At 37.0% G+C, this 20,855-nt stretch carries 19 protein-coding genes; 11 read left to right on the forward strand and 8 right to left on the reverse strand.

Features of this window, described 5'->3' with window-relative positions; translation table 11 throughout:
* The first annotated feature begins 34 nt into the window (after positions 1 to 34).
* The 3 genes from FC89_RS06475 to FC89_RS06485 all read left to right on the forward strand — a co-directional run bounded on the left by FC89_RS06475 (position 35) and on the right by FC89_RS06485 (position 2,479).
* Positions 35 to 928, forward strand: coding sequence for an Rgg/GadR/MutR family transcriptional regulator (locus tag FC89_RS06475; RefSeq protein ID WP_057871734.1), 894 nt, complete (start codon positions 35 to 37; stop codon positions 926 to 928).
* Between the two features lie 103 nt (positions 929 to 1,031).
* Entirely contained in the window at positions 1,032 to 1,469 is a 438-nt protein-coding gene (locus tag FC89_RS06480) for an OsmC family protein (protein WP_057871735.1), read from the forward strand.
* Entirely contained in the window at positions 1,466 to 2,479 is a 1,014-nt protein-coding gene (locus tag FC89_RS06485; RefSeq protein ID WP_057871736.1) for a lipoate--protein ligase, read from the forward strand. Before FC89_RS06480 ends, FC89_RS06485 begins: the two co-directional genes overlap by 4 nt.
* A gap of 73 nt (positions 2,480 to 2,552) precedes the next feature.
* Here the strand turns inward: FC89_RS06485 and FC89_RS06490 are convergent, their stop codons facing one another.
* Positions 2,553 to 3,635 carry an Ldh family oxidoreductase gene (locus FC89_RS06490; RefSeq protein WP_057871737.1) on the reverse strand — a complete coding sequence of 361 codons (1,083 nt, stop codon included), beginning with the start codon at positions 3,633 to 3,635 and terminating at the stop codon, positions 2,553 to 2,555.
* A 560-nt stretch (positions 3,636 to 4,195) separates the two neighbouring features.
* On the opposite strand from FC89_RS06490, the gene FC89_RS06495 reads away from it, so the two are divergent.
* From FC89_RS06495 to FC89_RS06520, 6 genes are all read left to right on the forward strand, one after another.
* Positions 4,196 to 6,730 (forward strand): M1 family metallopeptidase, encoded by a 2,535-nt coding sequence (locus FC89_RS06495; protein ID WP_057871738.1) that lies wholly within the window; start codon positions 4,196 to 4,198, stop codon positions 6,728 to 6,730.
* 297 nt (positions 6,731 to 7,027) lie between these two features.
* A complete protein-coding gene (locus FC89_RS06500) occupies positions 7,028 to 7,861 on the forward strand; it encodes a sugar phosphate isomerase/epimerase family protein (RefSeq protein WP_057871739.1) in 834 nt (277 codons plus the stop codon).
* Between the two features lie 64 nt (positions 7,862 to 7,925).
* On the forward strand, positions 7,926 to 8,759 hold the full coding sequence (locus FC89_RS06505; RefSeq protein ID WP_057871740.1) for a transporter substrate-binding domain-containing protein: 834 nt from the start codon (positions 7,926 to 7,928) through the stop codon (positions 8,757 to 8,759).
* Between the two features lie 47 nt (positions 8,760 to 8,806).
* Positions 8,807 to 9,775 carry an SIS domain-containing protein gene (locus FC89_RS06510; protein ID WP_057871741.1) on the forward strand — a complete coding sequence of 323 codons (969 nt, stop codon included), beginning with the start codon at positions 8,807 to 8,809 and terminating at the stop codon, positions 9,773 to 9,775.
* A 13-nt stretch (positions 9,776 to 9,788) separates the two neighbouring features.
* Positions 9,789 to 10,607, forward strand: coding sequence for a PfkB family carbohydrate kinase (locus FC89_RS06515; RefSeq protein WP_057871742.1), 819 nt, complete (start codon positions 9,789 to 9,791; stop codon positions 10,605 to 10,607).
* Between the two features lie 102 nt (positions 10,608 to 10,709).
* Positions 10,710 to 11,423 carry a GntR family transcriptional regulator gene (locus FC89_RS06520; protein WP_057871743.1) on the forward strand — a complete coding sequence of 238 codons (714 nt, stop codon included), beginning with the start codon at positions 10,710 to 10,712 and terminating at the stop codon, positions 11,421 to 11,423.
* An 89-nt stretch (positions 11,424 to 11,512) separates the two neighbouring features.
* On the opposite strand, the gene arcA is transcribed toward FC89_RS06520, so the two are convergent.
* The 5 genes from arcA to FC89_RS06545 form a co-directional block, all read right to left on the reverse strand.
* Positions 11,513 to 12,745 carry an arginine deiminase gene (arcA, locus tag FC89_RS06525; RefSeq protein ID WP_057871744.1) on the reverse strand — a complete coding sequence of 411 codons (1,233 nt, stop codon included), beginning with the start codon at positions 12,743 to 12,745 and terminating at the stop codon, positions 11,513 to 11,515.
* 85 nt (positions 12,746 to 12,830) lie between these two features.
* A complete protein-coding gene (gene aguB / locus FC89_RS06530) occupies positions 12,831 to 13,706 on the reverse strand; it encodes an N-carbamoylputrescine amidase (RefSeq protein ID WP_057871745.1) in 876 nt (291 codons plus the stop codon).
* 31 nt (positions 13,707 to 13,737) lie between these two features.
* Positions 13,738 to 15,015, reverse strand: coding sequence for an aspartate aminotransferase family protein (locus FC89_RS06535; RefSeq protein ID WP_057871746.1), 1,278 nt, complete (start codon positions 15,013 to 15,015; stop codon positions 13,738 to 13,740).
* Between the two features lie 74 nt (positions 15,016 to 15,089).
* Entirely contained in the window at positions 15,090 to 15,767 is a 678-nt protein-coding gene (locus tag FC89_RS06540) for an amino acid ABC transporter permease (RefSeq protein WP_057871747.1), read from the reverse strand.
* Positions 15,768 to 16,141: 374 nt separating this feature from the next.
* Positions 16,142 to 17,221, reverse strand: a complete 1,080-nt coding sequence (locus FC89_RS06545; RefSeq protein WP_057871748.1) for a 2,3-butanediol dehydrogenase — start codon at positions 17,219 to 17,221, stop codon at positions 16,142 to 16,144.
* A gap of 366 nt (positions 17,222 to 17,587) precedes the next feature.
* Between FC89_RS06545 and pnuC the strand changes: the two genes are divergently transcribed.
* Both pnuC and nrdI read left to right on the forward strand, forming a co-directional pair.
* On the forward strand, positions 17,588 to 18,352 hold the full coding sequence (gene pnuC / locus FC89_RS06550; protein WP_057871749.1) for a nicotinamide riboside transporter PnuC: 765 nt from the start codon (positions 17,588 to 17,590) through the stop codon (positions 18,350 to 18,352).
* Between the two features lie 24 nt (positions 18,353 to 18,376).
* Entirely contained in the window at positions 18,377 to 18,862 is a 486-nt protein-coding gene (gene nrdI / locus FC89_RS06555; protein ID WP_157060676.1) for a class Ib ribonucleoside-diphosphate reductase assembly flavoprotein NrdI, read from the forward strand.
* 155 nt (positions 18,863 to 19,017) lie between these two features.
* Here the strand turns inward: nrdI and FC89_RS06560 are convergent, their stop codons facing one another.
* Both FC89_RS06560 and FC89_RS06565 read right to left on the reverse strand, forming a co-directional pair.
* A complete protein-coding gene (locus FC89_RS06560) occupies positions 19,018 to 19,359 on the reverse strand; it encodes a helix-turn-helix domain-containing protein (RefSeq protein ID WP_057871750.1) in 342 nt (113 codons plus the stop codon).
* A 144-nt stretch (positions 19,360 to 19,503) separates the two neighbouring features.
* Positions 19,504 to 20,736: an NRAMP family divalent metal transporter gene (locus FC89_RS06565; RefSeq protein WP_235804400.1), complete on the reverse strand. Its 1,233-nt coding sequence runs from the start codon at positions 20,734 to 20,736 to the stop codon at positions 19,504 to 19,506.
* Positions 20,737 to 20,855: the final 119 nt, after the last annotated feature.

The raw sequence follows: 20,855 nt of genomic DNA on the forward strand, positions 1-20,855 counted from the left end.
GTTGTGTCTTTTTCATAAAAGGGAGTTTATTGGAATGATGTCATCAGGTGAAATCGTTAAACAGATTAGATTGTCAAAGGGTTTGAAAGCCAAATATGTTTATAAAGATTTAATGACTCAATCAACAAGTTCACGTTATGAACGCGGCAAAGAAGAAATAAAAATTGCCAAACTACTGGTTATTATTGCACGTCTAAATTTAGATTTCTCAGAATTTATCTATTTGTTTAAAGCGGAAAATGAAGAATTTAAGTTATTTGAGAAATATCATCAGCGTTTGCTAAAAGCCTTTAAAAAAGGAGAAATAATGGAATTGGAATTGATTAATCAAAATGCGATTAATCTATATCAATTCAATCATTTAACTTGCTTTAATCACTTAGCTCAACTAGCCAGCTGCATGACGAAAAAAATTTCTAAAAAGCAAAAAGATTTTACAGTAGAAAAAAAGATAATAATTGATTATTTATTAAAGACACCACGCTGGAGCAAATATGAGTATCAGCTTTTTGATGAAGCTCTTTTTATGTTTACTGAAGATGACATAAAAAAGTTGCTCAATAGTGATCGGTGGGAAAATTTTTATAATAAAGAAAATGATTTTATTTTAGCGCGGACAAAGGTTCAATTGCTGGCACATGTAATTGTTTTGCTAATAAAAAATGATCATTTTTCAACAGCTGATACTTGCCTTATGCTATTGAACCAAGTAGAAATCGCAGCAACCGATATCTGGTCAAAATGTTATAAAGCTTTTATTGTTGGAGTAAACATGGTAAAAGACGGCGATCTCAAACAAGGTGCAAAAATCATTTCGGAAACATTGACCAGTTGCGAAGAATTTAAACTTTTCCAATTAAACAAAGAATTAATGTATAACTTGAAGATTTGTTTGGATGAAGGGCTAGTCGGGGCAAATAGCAACTAATTCTTTTTTAGGAAAACTTTAAGTTACTTTTTAGCCGAATTCACAGTGATTTGCTATAATGATAATATATGTAACCGGAATCATTGAAATGAGGTGCGGCTTTATGGAGAAAAAATCATTATATCATACGGAGATTGAAAACCAAGCAGGGATTGCCGGTAATGTCCGATCACTTGTCGGCGGTGAATTTGAGCAACTGACAAGCAGTCCATTGCAGGCAGTTCCTGGAACTAATCCTGAACAATTACTCGGAGCGGCGTTGGCGACTTGCTTGAATGCGACACTTGAAGCAGAAGAAAAACGCCGAAATTTGCCACATCAAGCAATTGTTAGGGTAGCCGTGGATATGGGTCGTGATTATCAAGGATTTCAATTTTGGGTTCGGGCCCAAGTTAAAATACCACATGTTGAGCGGCAAGAAGCTCAAAAAATTCTGGCGGTTTGTGAACGGCGTTGCCCCGTTGCTAAATTATTGGCTGGCAGTTCCAATGTTAGTATAGAATTGGTAAATGAATTTGCTTTCGGGGAGGAGCTTAAATGAAATACTTGGTAACAGATCAGCGAGATATTCGTTATAATTTAGCATTAGAAACATACTTGATGGAGCATGCTGATTTAACAGAACCAATTTTATATTTTTATATTAATTCACCGTGCATTATTTTAGGCTGTAATCAAAATGTTTACGAAGAAGTTAACTTAGACTATACGCAAAAACACCAAATCATTATTACTCGGCGAACTTCTGGCGGCGGAGCGGTTTTTGATGATCTAGGCAATGTAAGCTTTAGTTTTATCACCAAAGATGATGGTCATTCTAATGGCAATTTTTCTAAATTCACTGAACCGGTAATTGCTGCTTTGCACGAAATGGGGGCGACCGGCGCGCAGTTGGTTGGTAGAAATGATTTGCAGATCGATGGTAAAAAATTTTCTGGTAATGCAATGCGTTTGGAACATGGACGGATGTTTTCGCATGGAACTTTGATGTATGATGTTGACTTGAACGTTATTGAACAGGCTCTGAATGTTCCTAAAGATAAGATTGCAGCTAAGGGGATCAAATCAGTTCATAGCCGAGTTACCAATCTAAGACCTTACTTTACGCCGGACTATCAGCAGTTGACGATTGAAAAATTTCGGGATACATTAGCGAAAAAAATTTTGCAGGTAACAGATCTTGCAGCAGCAGATGAGTATGTTTTGGATAATCAGGCTAAACAAGCAGTTGCAGCGATTAATCAACAGCTTTTCAGCAACTGGGATTGGGTTTATGGTAATTCTCCGCAAGCGGCAATTCAACATCGCCAGCATTTTGCCCAAGGTACGATTGATTTTCGTTTGCAGGTTGAACATGGTCGGATCAGTTATTTAAAAGTTTATGGTGATTTTTTAGGTCAAGCTGATGTTGACCAATTTGCAGCGAAACTACTGGGAATTCGTTATGATCGTGATGCAATCAGTCAGGCATTAACCGGAGTGGACCTTCAGTCATATTTTGGCAAGATTGAACGACAGGCAATTATTGATTTGCTGGTGCGGCAAGAGTAAATTAACTGAAAATTCCCATTAAGAATTAGAAATTTTAATTCTTAATGGGAATTTTATTTTTAAATAATTAATTTTAGAGGGCTTGTGGAAGATCGATTGAGAATTTTTTAGCGATCGCGGTAATTTCCTGAGTGGTTTTAGGATCGATGGTAACACCTTGTTTCAAGTTGTTATCATAGTTGCGGTATTCACGATCACCAGGAATCATAATGTGAGTTCCCGGAACGTGATCTAAATGCCGAATCCGATCAAACATTTTTTCAGCGTTAGCTTTTAAAGTTGCCAAGTCACCAAAGAAAGCCGGATTGATAACCATAAAGAATTGACTGAAATCATGTTTGCCAGTGCTGGTGTCAGCAGAAATTGAACCCTGAGCTAAAATGCCGGTCAGCAATTCAACAACAAGTGAGTTGCCAAAGCCTTTGTAGTTTGAGTTTTCTTCTTGGTTACCACCGAGGGTTAAAACGCCGCCGCCGGACTGATGTTCTGTAAAAGCAACCTCAGATAAAATTTCAGCCGCTTTTTTAGAATCATGAATAACATTTCGGTTGCGGTCGACAGCCCATTCACCAGGAATCGGTTTTTGATTTTTAGCTAGAACCATGATTTTGCCGCTGGAAACACTGGCAGTGGCTCCGTCGAAAACAAAGGGATGTGGTTCGGCTGGAAAAGTAAAAGCAAAAGCATTTGAGCCTAAAAATGCTTCAATTGCATTGGTTGGGACTACTAATGGTCGCGTATTGGTGGTTGAAATACCGATCAAACCGGCTTTAGCCGCTAGGCGTGAGTAATATCCAGCGGTTCCAAAATGATTTGAGTTGCGAATAACCGCCATGGCAACGTTCGTAGTTTTTGCTTTTTTGATCAGACTATTCATTGCCAATGCAGAGGCGATCTGTCCCATATTACCGTTAGCATCAATCAGCATACTGGTAGCCGTTTCTTTTAAGATTTTAATCTGATTTTGCGGTTTGATCGTCCCATCTTGAACCATCCGGATATACCAATCAAGTCGTTGAATACCATGAGAAGAAATTCCTCTTAAATCAGCATCAACTAATGTGTCAGCTAGTAAGGTTCCATTTTCAGCAGAAAAACCGACACTTTGGAATACTTTCTCTAAAAACTCAGTTTCTGCTGCAGCAGTAATTCGCATAAACAACGCTTCTTTCTTTAATTTTTTAATAACAAAACCCCGCCTAACACTATTTTCATAGTGCAAGACGGGGTGACCGTGGTACCACTTGCTCTTTATCTATCATATTGATAAACCTCAGTGACATGAATCGTCAAGAACGATAACGGCTTCTGCCGATTGGACAGCTTGCACCATCCAATACTTTTTGAGTTCATCTTCATCAACTGTTATTTGCACTTTTTCAGCTACCGGCGCTCTCTTAAAAATAATTAGTTGAATCTCTTCTCAAAGCTGATTTACAGCTATTAAAAAACAAATTCCAGCAGATGTCAATAACCAATAGCTGATTTTAGAAGGCATCAGCAAAAGATCAGTAATTTTTTAAGACTAGGTTTCTAACAACTATTGATTAAAATTACTTTGTAAATAAGCTCATGAAATGAAGAATCATAAGTTAGAGGAGAAGTTTACTTTGCTTTACATTGCTTTTTCAGCTTATCTATAATTAAATCCAGACAGCAGCAACTTTTTGCATAAAGGATGTATAATAATATTATTCTGATTAAGAAGGAGATACTATGACTGAAATAACACGTTTTTATAATACATTTCAACCAGAACACTATAATGTTTTTTTGGATATCGATCGTCAAAAAAAGACTATTACGGGTAAAACAACAATTACGGGGACAGCGCTTGAACCAGAAATCGCAATTCATCAAAAGGATCTGCAAGTTGCCAAGGTTACAGCTGCTCAACAGCAATTGGAATTTACCCTTGATCCAGCAGCAGATGCCTTAAAAATTAAATTGCCTCAAAGTGGCAAGACAACTTTTACGGTCAATTATACGGCACCATTGACGGATACAATGATGGGTATTTATCCTTCTTATTACGAAGTGGACGGAGTTAAAAAACAGATTATCGGTACACAATTTGAAACGAATTTTGCTCGCCAAGCTTTTCCATGTGTTGATGAACCGGAAGCAAAAGCAACTTTTTCGTTGGCTATCAAGTTTGATGAACAGCCGGGAGAAACCGTTTTGAGCAATATGCCAGAAACTAAAGTTGAGGACGGAGTGCATTATTTTGAACCGACAGTCAAAATGTCGACCTATCTGGTAGCTTTTGCTTTTGGGGACCTTCAAAGTAAAATAACGACAACTAAGAGTGGGGTTAAAGTTGGCGTTTTTGCAACTAAGGCACATCAGCCGCATGAATTGGATTTTGCATTGGATATTGCCAAACGTGCAATTGAATTTTATGAAGACTTTTACCAAACGCCGTATCCATTACCACATTCTTGGCAATTAGCATTACCAGATTTTTCAGCAGGAGCGATGGAGAACTGGGGATTGGTAACTTACCGAGAAGCTTATTTGCTGATTGATCCGGAAAATACGGCCTTGGATACTCAAAAATTGGTAGCAACAGTGATTACGCATGAATTAGCACACCAATGGTTCGGTGATTTAGTAACGATGAAGTGGTGGGATGATTTATGGTTAAATGAAAGTTTTGCGAACATGATGGAATATGTTGCTGTTGATGCAATTAAGCCTGAATGGCGTATCTGGGAATTATTCCAAGAGTCCGATGTTCCGGCTGCCTTACAACGGGATGCAACTGATGGAGTACAGTCAGTTCATGTTAAAGTAAACAATCCAGCCGAAATCGATGCACTATTTGATAGCGCAATTGTTTACGCTAAAGGTGCCAGAATGTTAGTTATGGTACGGGCATTAATTGGAGACAAAGCTTTGCGGGCTGGATTGAAGCAGTACTTTGCAGCTCATCAGTACAGTAATGCTACTGGAGCAGATTTGTGGGCGGCCTTAGGAGCTGCTGCCGGAATTGATGTTGGGGCAGTTATGCAGTCTTGGCTTGAACAGCCCGGTTATCCAGTGGTTACCGTGGCAGTCAAAAATGGCAAATTAACCTTAACACAAGAACAATTCTTTATTGGTGAAGGACAGCAGCAGGATCGTTTATGGCAGATTCCGCTGCATGGCAATTACCAAGCGGTTCCAACATTGATGACTGAACGGGAGCTGACTTTGGGTGATTACCAGCAATTACGTCAAGCTGCTGCGAAACCATTTCGCTTGAATGTCGGCAATAACTCGCATTTTATTGTTAAATATACTGCTGAGTTACTACAGGATATATTAGCGAACTTTGCCACGCTGGATGAAATTGATCAGCTGCAATTATTGCAAGATCTACGCTTACTAGCTGATAGTCGCCAGCTGTCTTATGCTGACCTAGTACCACTGCTGTCAAAATTTGCAGTCAGCACTTCAGCGGTAGTTAATGCTATTTTGTATCAAACAGCAGCCAATTTAAAGAAATTTGTTGAACCTGATACAGCTGAGGAAAAACAGTTAAAGCAATTCTTTGATCAGTTAAGTGCGCCTGCAGTTAAACGTTTGGGGTGGCAGGCTGTCGCTGGTGAATCTGACGATGATAAGCTGGTTCGACCATATGTTTTGGGTGCGGCTTTATATGCTGAAAATCAGCTAGCTATCAATCAGGCTCATCAATTATTTACTGCTCATCAAGCTGATTTAATTAATTTACCAGCAGCAATTCGTTCATTGGTTTTAACTAATGAGGTTAAGAATTTCGGTAGTGAAGAACTTTTTGACAAATTGTTTACTATTTACCGTCAAACACCTGATGCGAGCTACAAGGCAGATCTGTGCGCGGCTTTGACTAGCACGCCTGATGCCGCTTTGATTAAAAAGCTGATTGAAAAATTTGAAGATACTGAAACAATTAAGCCACAAGACTTGCGGGCTTGGTATTATCGGACTTTAGCTAATAATGATGGTCAGCAGGCTGCTTGGGATTGGATTCGTCAAGACTGGTCATGGCTGGAAGAAAAAGTCGGCGGCGATATGGAATTCACGACTTATATTACAGTAACCGCGCGTGTTTTCCACAGTGCTGCGCGCTTGGCAGAATTTCGGGCTTTCTTTGAACCTAAAATCAACATTCCGGGAATGACGCGTGAAATCAAAATGGATATTAAGATTATTACCAGTCGGGTCAACTTGATTGAAGCGGAAGCTGGAGCTGTTAATGCAGCCGTTAGTGACGCTGTTAAATAATTTTTCTACTGGATATTAAAAAAATATTGTAAATAAGTAGCCTGTTAACCAATCAAAGTTAGCAGGCTATTTTTTTCTAGCCATTTATTTTAGGCTTTTGGTTGCGTTCCGAAAGATTTGCTAGGCTTTTTCGTTAGCAAAAAAGAATATTTAATTGAACTTTTGCTAAATTAAAAAATAATGAAATAGCTCATTGATTTTTCCATATATTAAAGATATAGTATAAATTGTTTTTAAAATCATATAATACGACTTAATACATATTATTGAGTTGTCTTGTAATAGGGAGATGTTTTTTTGATTAAAACGGATAATCTGGCAGGAATGAATATACATTATCCATTTTATGCTTTAGAAGATTTTTTCAGCTATCAAAATAACATCGGAATTAAAAATGTTGAGTTGTGGGGAGGAATACCCCACTTGTATTTGGATGCAGCTAGTTTCGAAAGCTTAAATAAAGTTATTGCCTTAGCCAGAAAGTATAAGATCAAAATACCGGTATTTACTCCTGAATCTATTATTTACCAATACAATATAGCTGCTCCAAATAAGGAGCAGTGGCAAAAGAGCAAACTATATTTTAAAAATGCAATTAGGATTACTGCGGAGCTAGGTGCAAAAATTATGGGAATTAATTCTGGTTTTGGGTTGTTGAATGAGCCAGCAAGTGAAGCTTGGCAAAGATCTTTAGAAATGTTGAGTTCACTGTCCGAATTTGCAGCGCGACAAAATGTTACGTTGGCCTTAGAAACGCTTAGACCGGAAGAGTCACAAATAGTTACGACTATTGAAGATGCCAAAAAAATGTTGCACGAAGTTAACTCGGATTCCTTAAAGCCGATGATCGATACTACAGCGATAACGGTTGCCGGTGAAACTTTAGAACAATGGTTTAACACGTTTGGCACCTCAATTGTGCATATTCATTTTGTGGATTGTGGAAAAACAGGAGGTCATTTAGCTTGGGGGGATGGAGAACAAGACTTAGCTGCAGCGATTAAGACTTTAAATAAATACAATTATACTGGCTTTTTAGGTCAAGAAATAACTGCTTCAAGGTACTATAAAAAGCCATTTGAAGCAGATAAGCGAGTATTTCAGCTGATAAAAAATCAGACTGAAAAATAATGAAACTATAGAAAAGCAATACGATCTTTTTAACTACCAACATATAATACGAGGAGAAATTGAGATGAAAAAAATATACAAGAAATTAATTTTAGTTATTTCGCTTTTAGGATTAATGGTGTTGGCAGCTAGTTGTTCTAGCAGCAAGTCAGCTAGCAAAGATAATAGTGTAAAAAAGATTCAAGACAAGGGAACCTTAGTGGTGGGGACTTCGGCAGACTTTGCACCGTTCGAATTTCCAATCGTTAAAGATGGTCAGAAGCAGATTGTCGGTTATGATATGATGATTGCTAAAAAAATAGCCCAAGCACTGCATGTTAAATTAAAAATCCAAAATGAAGAATTTTCCTCGTTGATTACAGACCTGCGAGGAAATAAGATCGATTTAATCATAGCTGGACTCTCTGTAACTAAGCAGCGTGAAAAATATATAAGTTTCTCAAAACCGTATTATAAAGCAACTGATGTTTTACTAGTAAGAAAAGGTAATGCTGAGAAATATGATTCAGTTAAATCGCTGGTTGGTAAAAGTATCGGTGTCCAGCAGAGCAGTACCCAGGAAACAGAAGCAAAGAAAAGGTTTAAAAAGAGCAACTTAATTGTAGAAAGTGCGGTTACCAACATGTCAACCGAATTATCTCAAGGAAAATTAGATGGTATTGTTGTGGGGCAGGCAATTGCGGCTGAGTATGTTGCTAAATTCCCAGATAAATACTCAATTGCTAAGGTTAAAATTCCAGTTAAAAAAGATGCGCAAACCAATAATATTGGAATTCGCAAGGGAGATAATGAACTGAAAAAACGAGTTAATAAAGTTATAACGCAGCTCCAAAAAAATGGTGAAGATACTAAAATGTTTAATGAAGCAAAGCAATTACAGGACAAATACGGGAAGTAAATTAATTTTTAATAGTTTTAGATTTTAATAAATATAGGGGGATCTTTATGAAGATAGAAACAATTGCCCAGAATATTGTAGATAACAGTGAGAAAAAATTAAAAGAGATTTATTTTGTTGCTTGTGGCGGATCATTAGTTGATATGTATGTAGCTAATTATTTACTTGAGCATGAGTCACTGACTTTAACTAGTGGGTGGTTTACCAGCAATGAATTTGTAAAATTTCCTCCTAAAAGGTTGGGAAAGCAGTCGTTAGTTATTTTATGCTCACATAGCGGCAATACGTTAGAAACTATTAATGCTGGAAAAATAGCCAAAAAAGCTGGTGCCCAAACGGTCGGATTCACCTTCAATGAAAAGGCTGATTTATTGGAGACGGCAGATTATAGTTATATATATGATTGGGGAAACGAGCGGGAAGTAAGTAATAATCCGATGGCGCTTATTATGACTTTAGCAGTTGAAGTGTTCGAAAGAATTGAGGGTTATAATAATTACAGCAACTTCAAAGAGGGATTGGAAAGAATTGATACGATCGTTGCCCATGCGGAAGATTTGGTGCAACAAAGGGCAAAGGCGTTTGCAAACGCAAGAGCAGGTGAAAAGATATTTAATATAATTGGCAGTGGAGCTACTTTTGGTCAGATATATGGATTTGCAATCTGTTCGTTAATGGAAATGCAGTGGTTGAATGCAGTGCCAATAAATTCAGCTGAATTTTTCCATGGTCCCTTTGAAGTGACCGATAAAGAATTGCCGTTTATTTTAACGCTGAGTATTGGCAGAACACGATCTTTAGATGAAAGAGTAAAGAAATTTTTGGATCGTTATGCTCAAAAGATTGAAGTTATTGATGCAAAAGAACTTGGACTTGATTTAATTAATGAGAGTGTTGCCGAGTACTTCAATCCGGTTTTATTTTATAGTGTTTTATCGCAGTATCGAAAAGCTTTAGCAAATGTTCGTCAGCATCCACTAGACGTTAGACGCTATATGGGTAAAGTTAAATATTAAGGTGGCTTTTGGTATGAAGGTTTTGGGATTAGGTGATGCAGTAGTTGATAAATATATTAACAAATATACGATGTATCCTGGTGGCAACGCATTAAATTTCGCAGTTTTTGCTAAGCAACTTGGACAGCAAGCAGGCTTTTTAGGAGTTCTTGGTTCTGATCAAGCAGGTAGCTACTTGAAAAAAGTTATTGATAAATTGCAGATTGATAATAGTCATGCTCGGACTGAAGAGGGAGAAAATGGTTACTCTGAGGTCAAAATTGTAGATAATGATCGAATTTTCATTGGCAGTAATAAAGGCGGAGTTTCAGCTCAAAATTTATTAAAATTATCAGCCGCAGATGATGATTATTTAAAAAGCTTTGATTTGATCCACATCGGACTTTATGGTCAAGTTGATCATTTGTTAGATAAGGTGCATTCTCTAGATTTAAGGGTGTCTTATGATTTTTCTGATAATTTTACTAGTAAGAAAGTTGATATGCTAATTAATAAAGTTGCATATGGTTTTTTCTCACTAAGTGGCAAAAGTGATGAAGCTGTTAAAAGCTTTTTGCAGCAAGTTTATACAAACAACAATAAAGTTTTGCTTGCTACTCGTGGGTCAGAAGCAGCGATCGCATACGATGGTAAACGTTTTTTTGAAAAAGCAGCGACAGCGATTGAAAAACCAGTTGACACGATGGCAGCTGGGGATGCGTTCATAACAGCTTTTTTAGTAGCTTATTTATCAAAACAAGTTGGTATTGAAGAATCGATGGTCAAAGCGCATGAATTTGCAGCTGAGATTTGTCAGCTAAATGGATCATTTGGTTTGGGCGTGAAGTATTAAATTTGTCAGCGGCTTCCTTAAGGACAGCCAGTTTATTATAATTGAAATAAACTGGCTAAACTTGCTGGTTATTAGGATTTTATAAGAAATGGGAAGGTTTTAATGAAATACAGTAATTCAATAAGGCCACTTTATCTACAAATACAAGATGATATAAAAAACAGTATAAACTCTGGCAAATTTAGCCATGGCGAGAAGATACCGACTGAGACGCAATTGCAAAAAATGTTTAATGTTAGTCGAGTAACGGTAAGAAAAGCTATCAATGGTTTGGTCGATAATGGTGTTTTGATTAGACAACAAGGAATTGGGACTTTTGTTAATTATAAAAAAGTAAATAGAAAAATAGAGTATGTACGTGGATTTACCGACAGTTGTATTGAGAATGGCTTAACACCTAAAACGATTTTGTTGGACAAAGAAATTATAACACCAACACCAGAGATAAAAAGGCAGTTAAAACTTGCCGATGGTGAACAAGCCATTTGGATTAGAAGAAAAAGATTGGCAAACGAAAAACCAATTATGTTAGAAAATAATTATTTTTCCCAAAAAAGATTCGCATTTTTATTGAATGAGAATCTAGAAGATTCACTATACCATTTATTAGGGAAAAAATATAATATTTTCCCGGACAATCCCGGAAAAACAACTTTGGAATTATGTGTTTCTGACATTAAACTTGCCAAAATAATGGAGGTAAATATTGGAGTACCTTTTTTCTATATGGAAACTGAAATCTCAGATCAAAATAAGATTCCAATTCATGTAGGACATCAATATTATTTAGGTGAGTATTATAAATTTGATATTTAATGCACGGGATGAGATTAAGTGCTGCTAATTTTGTTAAACGAAAAAAGTCCTTTTTTAAGGACTTTTTTTGGTGGTCAAGCTTAATGTAATTATTTTTTTAAATCTTCCCGAACGAGGGGCATAGACATACACCTTGGGCCTCCACGTCCTCGCGAAAGTTCACTTGACAGAATTTCGTGAACTTTTAAGCCGTGTTTTCGTAAAATTTCATTTGATACGTAGTTTCGGTTATAGGTGACTACCTCACCAGGAGCGATTGCTAAGGTATTTGAGCCATCATTCCATTGTTCACGGGGTGCTGCAATTGGATCGCCATTTCCTGTTGGAATTAGATCCAGATCATCTAAATCAAGTACGTTTTTTAAAACCTGCTTTAAATCTCGATGATGTTCAATTGAAATTCCATCTTTAGCGGGATGCAAAATCCAACTATCTATCTGTCCCTGTTTAGTCAAGATTGCGGGATGAACCGTAAATTGATCATAGTTGACCATTGTAAAAACAGTATCTAAATGCATCATGGCATGATTATTAGGAATCTTAATGGCAATGACTGTATCATAACCTGAAGCATTTTCAAATAAACTTCCTGCTATGTCTTGAATTGCTTCAGCGGAAGTTCTTTGCGAGACACCAATTGCTAAAATATGGTCATTTAAAACCAGCTCATCTCCACCTTCGATCCGAGTATGGTGGTTCCGAGTACGCCAAACGCGGACTCGTTGACTTGCAAAACGTTGGTGATGAGCAATAATATATTCCATAAATAGTGATTCTCGACGACGAGCTGTAAAAGTCATTCGATTAATGCTTAAACCATCGCCAATTGAAGCAGCAGGATCACGTGTGAAGTACAGGTTAGGCATCGGATCCATTAAAAATGGATAATCATTATTTTCCGAGATATTCTTTAAATCAAAATTTTTTAGTGGAAGTTCTTCTTTTCTGATGCCTTCCATAATGTGCTGTACCATGGCTAACGGTGCAAAGCCGCTGAGATAATCTTGTAATGCATCAGCTGTTTTGCCTTGTTTGAACCCTGATTCTGCAATCATTTGTTGTAGAAATTTTTGCCGAACATTTGTATCTTTCAAGGCTTCAGCAGCTAAATCATCAAGATAAAGGACTTCTGTTCCATTTTGTTTTAAAATTTCTGCGAATTGGTCATGTTCCTTTTGAGCAATCGGTAAATAGGGAATATCATCAAATAACAATCGCGGCATTGTAGCCGGAGTAATATTCTCAATTTCTTTACCTGGACGTTTTAAAATAACGGTGGTTAATTTCCCAATTTCCGATTTGACATTTATTGAAGCTATCATCTTAAATCACCTTTCTGTTGTCAAACCGTTGTTTTTACACTTATATTTTTCAAATAGTTTTTAATAATTATGTGATGTGTAATCACTAATGCTTTTCAGTTCCATCCAATGTCAACAAGGTTTTATACAAATCCGGACGGCGATCGCGGAACAATCCCCAAGAATTTCTTGTTTGTTTAATCTTATCAGTATCAAAAGTGTGAGTCAAAACAGTCGTGCTTTCTTGGTCAGCCTGCTCAACAATTTCGCCAGTTTGGTCAGTGATAAAAGCTGATCCATAAAATCTAATAGAAGAATCATCGATTGTTTCAGTTCCGATTCGATTGGAGACAACAACCGGTATTAGATTTGCTGCAGCGTGTCCTTGAATTGTACGCTGCCAATGTTTTCGCGAATTGATTTTAGGATGTTTAGGTACTGATCCAATTGCCGAGGGATAAAACAAAAATTCTGCACCTAACAATGCCATACACCGTGCGGCTTCCGGAAACCATTGATCCCAACAAATGCCGACGCCGATTTTTCCATATTTTGTTTGCCAAACTTTAAAACCAGTATTACCAGGTGTAAAATAATACTTTTCTTCGTAGCCCACATCATCAGGAATATGACTTTTACGATAAATACCCAAGATACTGCCATCTGCATCAATGATTGCAATTGAATTGAAACGATTAGTGTTTTGTTGTTCAAAAAAACTAACTGGTAAAACAACATGTAAGTCTTTGGCAAGCTGTTGAAGTTGCTGAATTGCAAGATCATCGTCTAATTTGCATGCAAAATCCATATATTCTGGTTTTTGTTGTTGGGGAAAATATTTTCTTTCAAATAATTCCTGTAATAAAATAATATTTGCACCAGCATTAGCAGCTTTAGTAATTAATTCTTTAGCTTGATTAATATTTGCCTGCACGTCCCAAGAACAAGTCATTTGTGTAGCGGCAACTGTGATTTTAGTCATAATTAAAGCTCCCTTCTAATCTAAAAACAAATTATTTTGTTAAACTTGCTGCAATACTTTCGTTTAAAACTTTTAAAGCGGTCTGCAGCTCTGCTTCTTTTACAACTAAAGGCGGAATAAAACGAATCACGTTATGCTCAACGCCACAATTTAATAAAATTAAATGACGTTTCAGAGCTTCTTGACGGATTTTTGTTACTAATTCAGTTAAGGGCTTTTTCTCGTCAACTGAACGAAATTCTGCACCGATCATTAAGCCCACACCTCTGACACTACTGATTACAGAATATTTTTGCTGTAATTGCCGTAGCCCTTGTTGAAATAATTTTCCTTTTCTACGGACGTCAGCTAAAAATTCATTATTCATAATATCCAACACAGCTACTCCGGCTGCACAAGCCAAAGGATTGCCTCCAAAGGTGCCACCATGTGCTCCTGGTGACCATTGATCCATATATTCAGTTTTGCTGATCACAGCACTTAAAGGCAGTCCATTGGCAATTCCTTTAGCCGAAGTTAAGATATCCGGTTCAACTGCATAATAATCTTTGGCAAATAGGTAGCCAGTTCGACCATAACCTGATTGAATTTCATCAAAGATCAACATAATTTTATACTGACTGCATATTTTTCGCAGTTCGACCAAGAACTCTTTAGGAGCGGGGACATAGCCGCCTTCGCCTTGGATTGGTTCTACAATAATACAAGCTACCTGGCTGGGAGCAATAATGTTTTTAAATAATTGCTGCAATTCATTTAGGCAATGCTCTATTTCCTCATGTTTGGATAATTTACTATTATAAATATCTGGGTAGTCCACATGATATACAGTGGGTAATGCATTTTCATAGTTTTCACGATAATGAGAATTTGAAGCGGTTAGAGCGGTTGTAAGCAAAGTGCGTCCATGAAAAGAATGAGAAAAAGCAATAATTCCGTTTCTTTTTGTTACACTTAGAGCGAGTTTGACGGCCCCCTCATTGGCTTCGGCACCACTGTTTGAAAAATAGACCTTGTAATCTTTACCAACACGTTTAGTTAATTTTTCGGCTAATTCGATGTAGGAGGGATAATAAACAACATTATGTCCGCCATGAACTAATAAATGAAGTTGCTTTTCAATTGCCGCGACAATTTTAGGATTATTATGTCCGCAATTAGTCACCGCGACGCCAGCGGCAAAATCTAAATATCGTTGACCATCTTCACTGGTTAGATAAACACCATCACCTTTGACAATACCTAAATTAGTTGCTCGTAATGCAACTGGTGGTAGAACAGCTAGCGATCTTTCGTATAAACTTTTCATTTTTCAGCCTCCCAGCCGATACTAGAATCACCTGACCTTAGGAACATTTCTAGGCTTAGAGATTGCTAGTTCTTTCAAATATATTGACGACTCATTCGTTTTTCGATAAATTGCATTAATTGTGACAAGAGGAAAGTCAAAACAAAATAAATTATGGCGGCTACGATCAATGGCGGGACAAAATTATATAGTGTGCCACCGACGCCCAGCGCTTGCGCGGTGACTTCTTGAACACCAATATAAAATAAAACTGAGGATTCTTTGATTAGTGAAATGAACTCGTTGCCCAGAGCTGGTAAAATATTGCGAATGGCTTGGGGTAAAACGATTGAAAACATAGTAGTTTTTTCACTCAAACCTAATGATAAACCAGCTTCTGTTTGTCCACGAGAAATTGAAATTATTCCCGAACGAAATATTTCAGCTGTATATGCTCCTGAATTAATGCCAAGGGCAATTGAACCAGGGATCACACGATCAAGTCCAGAGCCTAGAAATTGGACTTGGGGAATTGAAATAACTTTTGATAACGTATAATAAATCAGCATAACTTGAATCATTGACGGTGTCCCACGAACAATTGCAATATAGATGCGGGCAATATATTCAAAAACTTTTAATTTAGACAAGCGCATCATTACAAAAAATAATCCTAATAAGATTCCAATTAAAACTCCAATAACTGAAATTAAAATTGTTTGCGCTGTTCCTTCGATGAAAACGGGATAGTACTGTTTCATAAAATCAAACATGAACATTCCCCCTAAAAGGTTAATTATTCGTTTCGCATTAAAAATGCTGGCAATATGTATTAAGTCGTATTACAATTAAAAAACAATTTATACTATATCTTTAATATATGGAAAAATCAATGAGTTATTTCATTGTTTTTTAATTTGATAGGAACTTGGTTAAATAACTTTTTTTGTTAATGTGAAAGCCTGTAAAATATTTTGGAAAACAAATGGGAATAATAGTGGAAAAATTGAATTTTCACGTTGGTTATTTATAATTTTTTAAAAAATAAAAAACAGGTATTTCCAAACTTGAAATTTTGGAATACTTGTTTTTATTTAGAGTTGGATTTTTAGTCGCTTAACTAGCAATTTATTATAAAATCACTTACTTATGCTTCAGGAGAAACCAAGATTTTCATTTGATTTTTTTCAGTTGCTAATGCCTTGATTCCCTGATCGACTACTTCATTTAGCGAAATTTGTTTTGTGATCACTTTACTGAATAATTCACGATGATTATTAAGGATGCCTAAAACTTCTGGATAAGAATTGTTATAAGCAAGCGTGGTGATGATATCAATTCCCTGCATGATAACATCATTTGTTATATCGATTTTAAGCGGTTTTCCAAAAAGCGCAACAATTTGCAAAGTTCCAGTCCGCTTGGTTAATTTTAAAGCACTTTCAAAAGTTGGCTGTACTCCGGCGGCTTCAAATGAAATATCTACGCCGTTAGGACATTCCTTTTGGACTTCTTTTACAACATCTACTTTATTAGGATTAAGAGTCCGTTTAAGTCCCAGTTCGTTAGCTTTTTGTAACCTTACTTCAGAAACATCGATCACGTAAACATGGTTTGCACCTGCAAGTTTTGCCAGCATAGAAGTAAGTAAACCAATTGGTCCAGCACCTTCGACCGCAACATCTTGACCAGCACGCAAACCACTTTTCTTAATTGCTTCAAAAACTACAGCTGTTGGTTCAGCTAGAGCGCCTAATTTATAGTTCATTCCAGTAGGCATTTTATGTGCAAAAAATTCATCAACATTAGCATACTCAGCAAAACCGCCGTTATCTGAAAAGCCTAAGAAATTTCCAGCACCGTCTTTTGCCGCAGCTTTGTTACATAGATTATAGAATCCCTTACGACAATTTTCACATTTTCCACATGCAATTAAAGGTTCGACCGCAACTGCATCACCAACTTTTAATTTTTGAACATGGCTGCCTACCTTGACGACCTCTCCAGCGAATTCATGACCCATTGTAATCGGAACAGTTTTACCTGTTAAGGGATGAGGTGTAGTAGGCAAACCCCAGCCTTCAAGATAAGCATGCAAGTCACTTCCGCAAATACCACAGTACTTTACCTTGATTTGGACTTGATCTTCACGAGGGTCCGCAATCTCAACGTCTTCAATTCTAATATCTTTTTTACCATAAATTCTCGCAGCTTTCGTAATCGACATCTCCAATTCTTCAAAATTTTTGATCATAAGTGTTTTTACAAGCGCTTACTAAAACCAAGTGTAGTCTCGTAAGAATTATTTTTCAACCTTAGTTTTGTAGTTATATGTTAAATTATTACGAATAAAGCGTGATTTGTTATTTGGATAAATTCAATCTTTCAATAATAGCCTAAATTTAACGGCGGCTTGATTTTTTATTAAGTAACATTTTCTATATATAGTAGTTATTTAGCCCTTGTTAGGATCTTTCTACTATATATAGAATGGAATTTTAAAAGTCAAGACTGTTATTTTACTTTAAGAGTAAGTATAATGATTCCTTGAACGCAGTTTTCATGAACTGCTAAACAGGAAGGGGTTTTTCGTGTGTTTTCTCGCTATGTTGATGTTTTAAGTAATTTACCACAATATTCCAAAAATATTTTTCGGCATAATTATTTTAGTTGGTTGATTTCGCAGTGTCGTGGTTGGGGGCGTTTCAGTTATGGTTTACTATTATTTAACTTGGTTTTGCAAATTATCTCGTTAGTTCAATCATTTAATGTGGCACCGATTCAATCAATAATTTCTTTTATTGGTGGTAATTTATCAGTTGCTTGTGTGATTGGAATTTCTAATCGTTCAGGAATTCAGGGCTGGGCTGGTGCATTGAGTGCTATCTGTATTGCCTCAGTTGGTTTTACCGCGGGAAATTACGCTACAGCTTGTGAGCAGTTAGGCTACTTGCTTTTTCTTGATTTATTTTGTATCTTAGATCCGAAATGGAATGATAATATTCAAGCTGAAAAATTCGATCGAGCAATTGAATGGTTGTATTATGCATTGTTCTTCGTCGCAGCTTGGGCAGTTTTTTATTATCTATTTAATTTAACCAATGATCCCCGCGTTTTCTTGGATAGTTTGAACTTAGCAATGGCTGTTACTGGTTCTTTGCTGGAACTCAATCGAAAACGTGAGCAATACTTTGTTTGGACGATTTCGTCATTGTTTACAATTGCGTTATGGACACAAACGATGCTCCAGGGTGATGGTAATTTTTCGTTGATTTTCAGTTATGGGGTTTTCTTTTTAAATGATATGTACGCTTTCTTCAGCACTCGCGGTTGGTTTCGAACTTCACGGGCTAAGTAGGAAGCTGGTCTAGGAGGAAAAGACATGGGTAGGCAGTCAGCTCCAATTAGAATTTTATTTATCAGTATTTCGGGTAATACACGGTCTTTTGTTAAAAAATTGGTTGCGTATGCCCAAAAACAGCAGGAAAAAGATCAGTCGGCGCGGCTAGTTGAGACAACTGAGGTAAACAATGGCAATCAACTGATCGAAATGAAGCAGCCTTATGCTGTCTTGGTACCAACATACCTTGATGGCGGTGATGGAATTACCAGTGGCAACCATGAGATCATGACTAATGAGCTGCGCGATACGCTGGAAGATAATGATAATTATCGCTGGTGTTATGGTGTTGTCGGCAGTGGTAATCGTAATTTTAATGCTCAATTCGGTTTAACTGCCAAACAATATGCTAGTCAATTCGGTTTTCCAGTAATTGATTTTTATGAATTGCGTGGTACTTCAGCCGATGTAGCTCGTGTTTATCAGCATCTAAGTGAATTTCAGCAGCGTTTTGAAGAAAAAGTCTAAAACAATATAAAATGAGCTGGAACTTTTTGCCAAGTGGTAAAAAGTTTTCAGCTCATTTTTTATTTAAGTAACCTTGTGCAGTAAAATCAGCAACTAAACTAAAAGCTGATTTTTGAATAGGCAAGAACTACTGCAATTAATTAAGCAAAGATCAGTTAATGACCCCAGATAGCTACTACAGTTTTGTAGGTAAAAAAGATAGCGATAATGGCAATCATCCAGCCGGTGTGCCACATAAAGTCCCAAAAGTTAGTTGCTGTCTGCGGATGCTCAGCAATTACGATTCGTTGTTTTAATGTATCGTCGCCTTTAATTAAAGCATCTAGGCTAATTGAAAATAATTCACTGATTTGAATTAGCCGTTCAATATCTGGGTAGGCAGTTCCCAACTCCCATTTGGAAACAGCTTGACGACTGACATTTAAGCGCTGTGCCAGTTCTTCTTGGGTTAATTGTTGTTTTTCACGTTCAGCTTTGATCTGCGGTCCTAATTTCATAGAATCAACCTGCTTTCAATATTCAATAATTATTAATTATATTATTGACTAAGGTACTAAAAAAAGCACGATAATTATCAGTGCTTCCACGCAACTAATGGTTGCAAGCTTGATTTAACGTGCTTTTGAAGGCTATTTTTATAATTACCAAAGTTTTAGAGTTGGTCCGATCATATATAAACCAAATACCATTACAAGTAAACAGCAGCTGGTCACGATCCATTTATACCAGCCATGCATCCGATATTTTGATGGTAAAACTTTGGCTTCCAATAATAATAAGAAACCTAAAACAATTGGTAACAGCAGTGCATTCATAACTTCAACGGTGATGGATAAAGATACCAAGTTGAAATTAATTAAAACTAAAACGGCGCCGATAACATGCGCCAAAGCGTACATTAAATAAAATCCAAAATTGCTGCGATTTAATTTTTCATTTAGGCTATGTGGCCAATTGAGAACTTCAGTAATTTCCCATGTTCCTGCCAGAGCAACCACTAGGGCAGCTACCAGTGCTCCGCCTAACAAACTTACTCCAATCAGAATTTTAGCCGTTGCAGCTCCCAAGAAGGGTGTCAATGAAGCTGCCAGATCACCAACGGTATTAAGCGAGACTTGTCCATGACGCTGTCCGACAGTTGCTGCAAAGGTAATGACAAAAACAATCATAATTCCTTGAGTAATTAAGGTTCCAACAGCAGTATCGTGCTGTTCTTTATGCAAAACGGTGGGAGATAAGTTCTTATCAACTACTGCGCCTTGCTGATAGAAAATCATCCAAGGCATGATAACAGCACCGACATTAGCTGCTACCAGATAAATATATGAAGAACTACGATAAGGAACAGTAACTAGTCCCTGACCGATAGCTGAGAGGCTGGGATGAACCATGAACATAGCAACAATAAATGCTAGTTCGGCTAATCCAATAACGATTCCAATTTTTTCAACCCGGCGATAGCTACCACTAAAGGCAATTCCAACTAATAAAACTGTAGCAATAGAGACGGTAATCCATTTAGAGATTCCAAACAATTCGCCGACCCCGGCAATCCCGGCAAATTCAGTTAGTAAGGCACCAATTGACGAAATAGCCAAAGTTCCAGCGGATAAAATTGCCCAACCCAAACCGAAATTTTCGCGAATCAATTCACCATGGCCTTTGCCGGTAACGATACCTAAACGAACAGTCATTTCTTGAGCCATAAATAAAATAGGAATTAATAATAGCTGCGGTAAAATCATGGTGTATTGCCATTGGGCACCTGATTGAGCGGCTGTAATTAAACAACCGGCATCAGTATCGGCCAGCATTACTACCAAGCCAGGGCCCCAGACCTTAAAAAAGTGTTTTAAATTAAACGGACCAACCAATGAACGACTATTTGACTTTGTACTTAAAGAACGCAAACCAACCACTTCCATCAATATAATTTAGAAAATTTCTAGTAAATGAGAACGATTATCAATTAAAACAACTGAATTCTAGCACA

The organism is Liquorilactobacillus ghanensis DSM 18630, assembly GCF_001435235.1.
Classification (GTDB): Bacteria; Bacillota; Bacilli; order Lactobacillales; family Lactobacillaceae; genus Liquorilactobacillus; species Liquorilactobacillus ghanensis.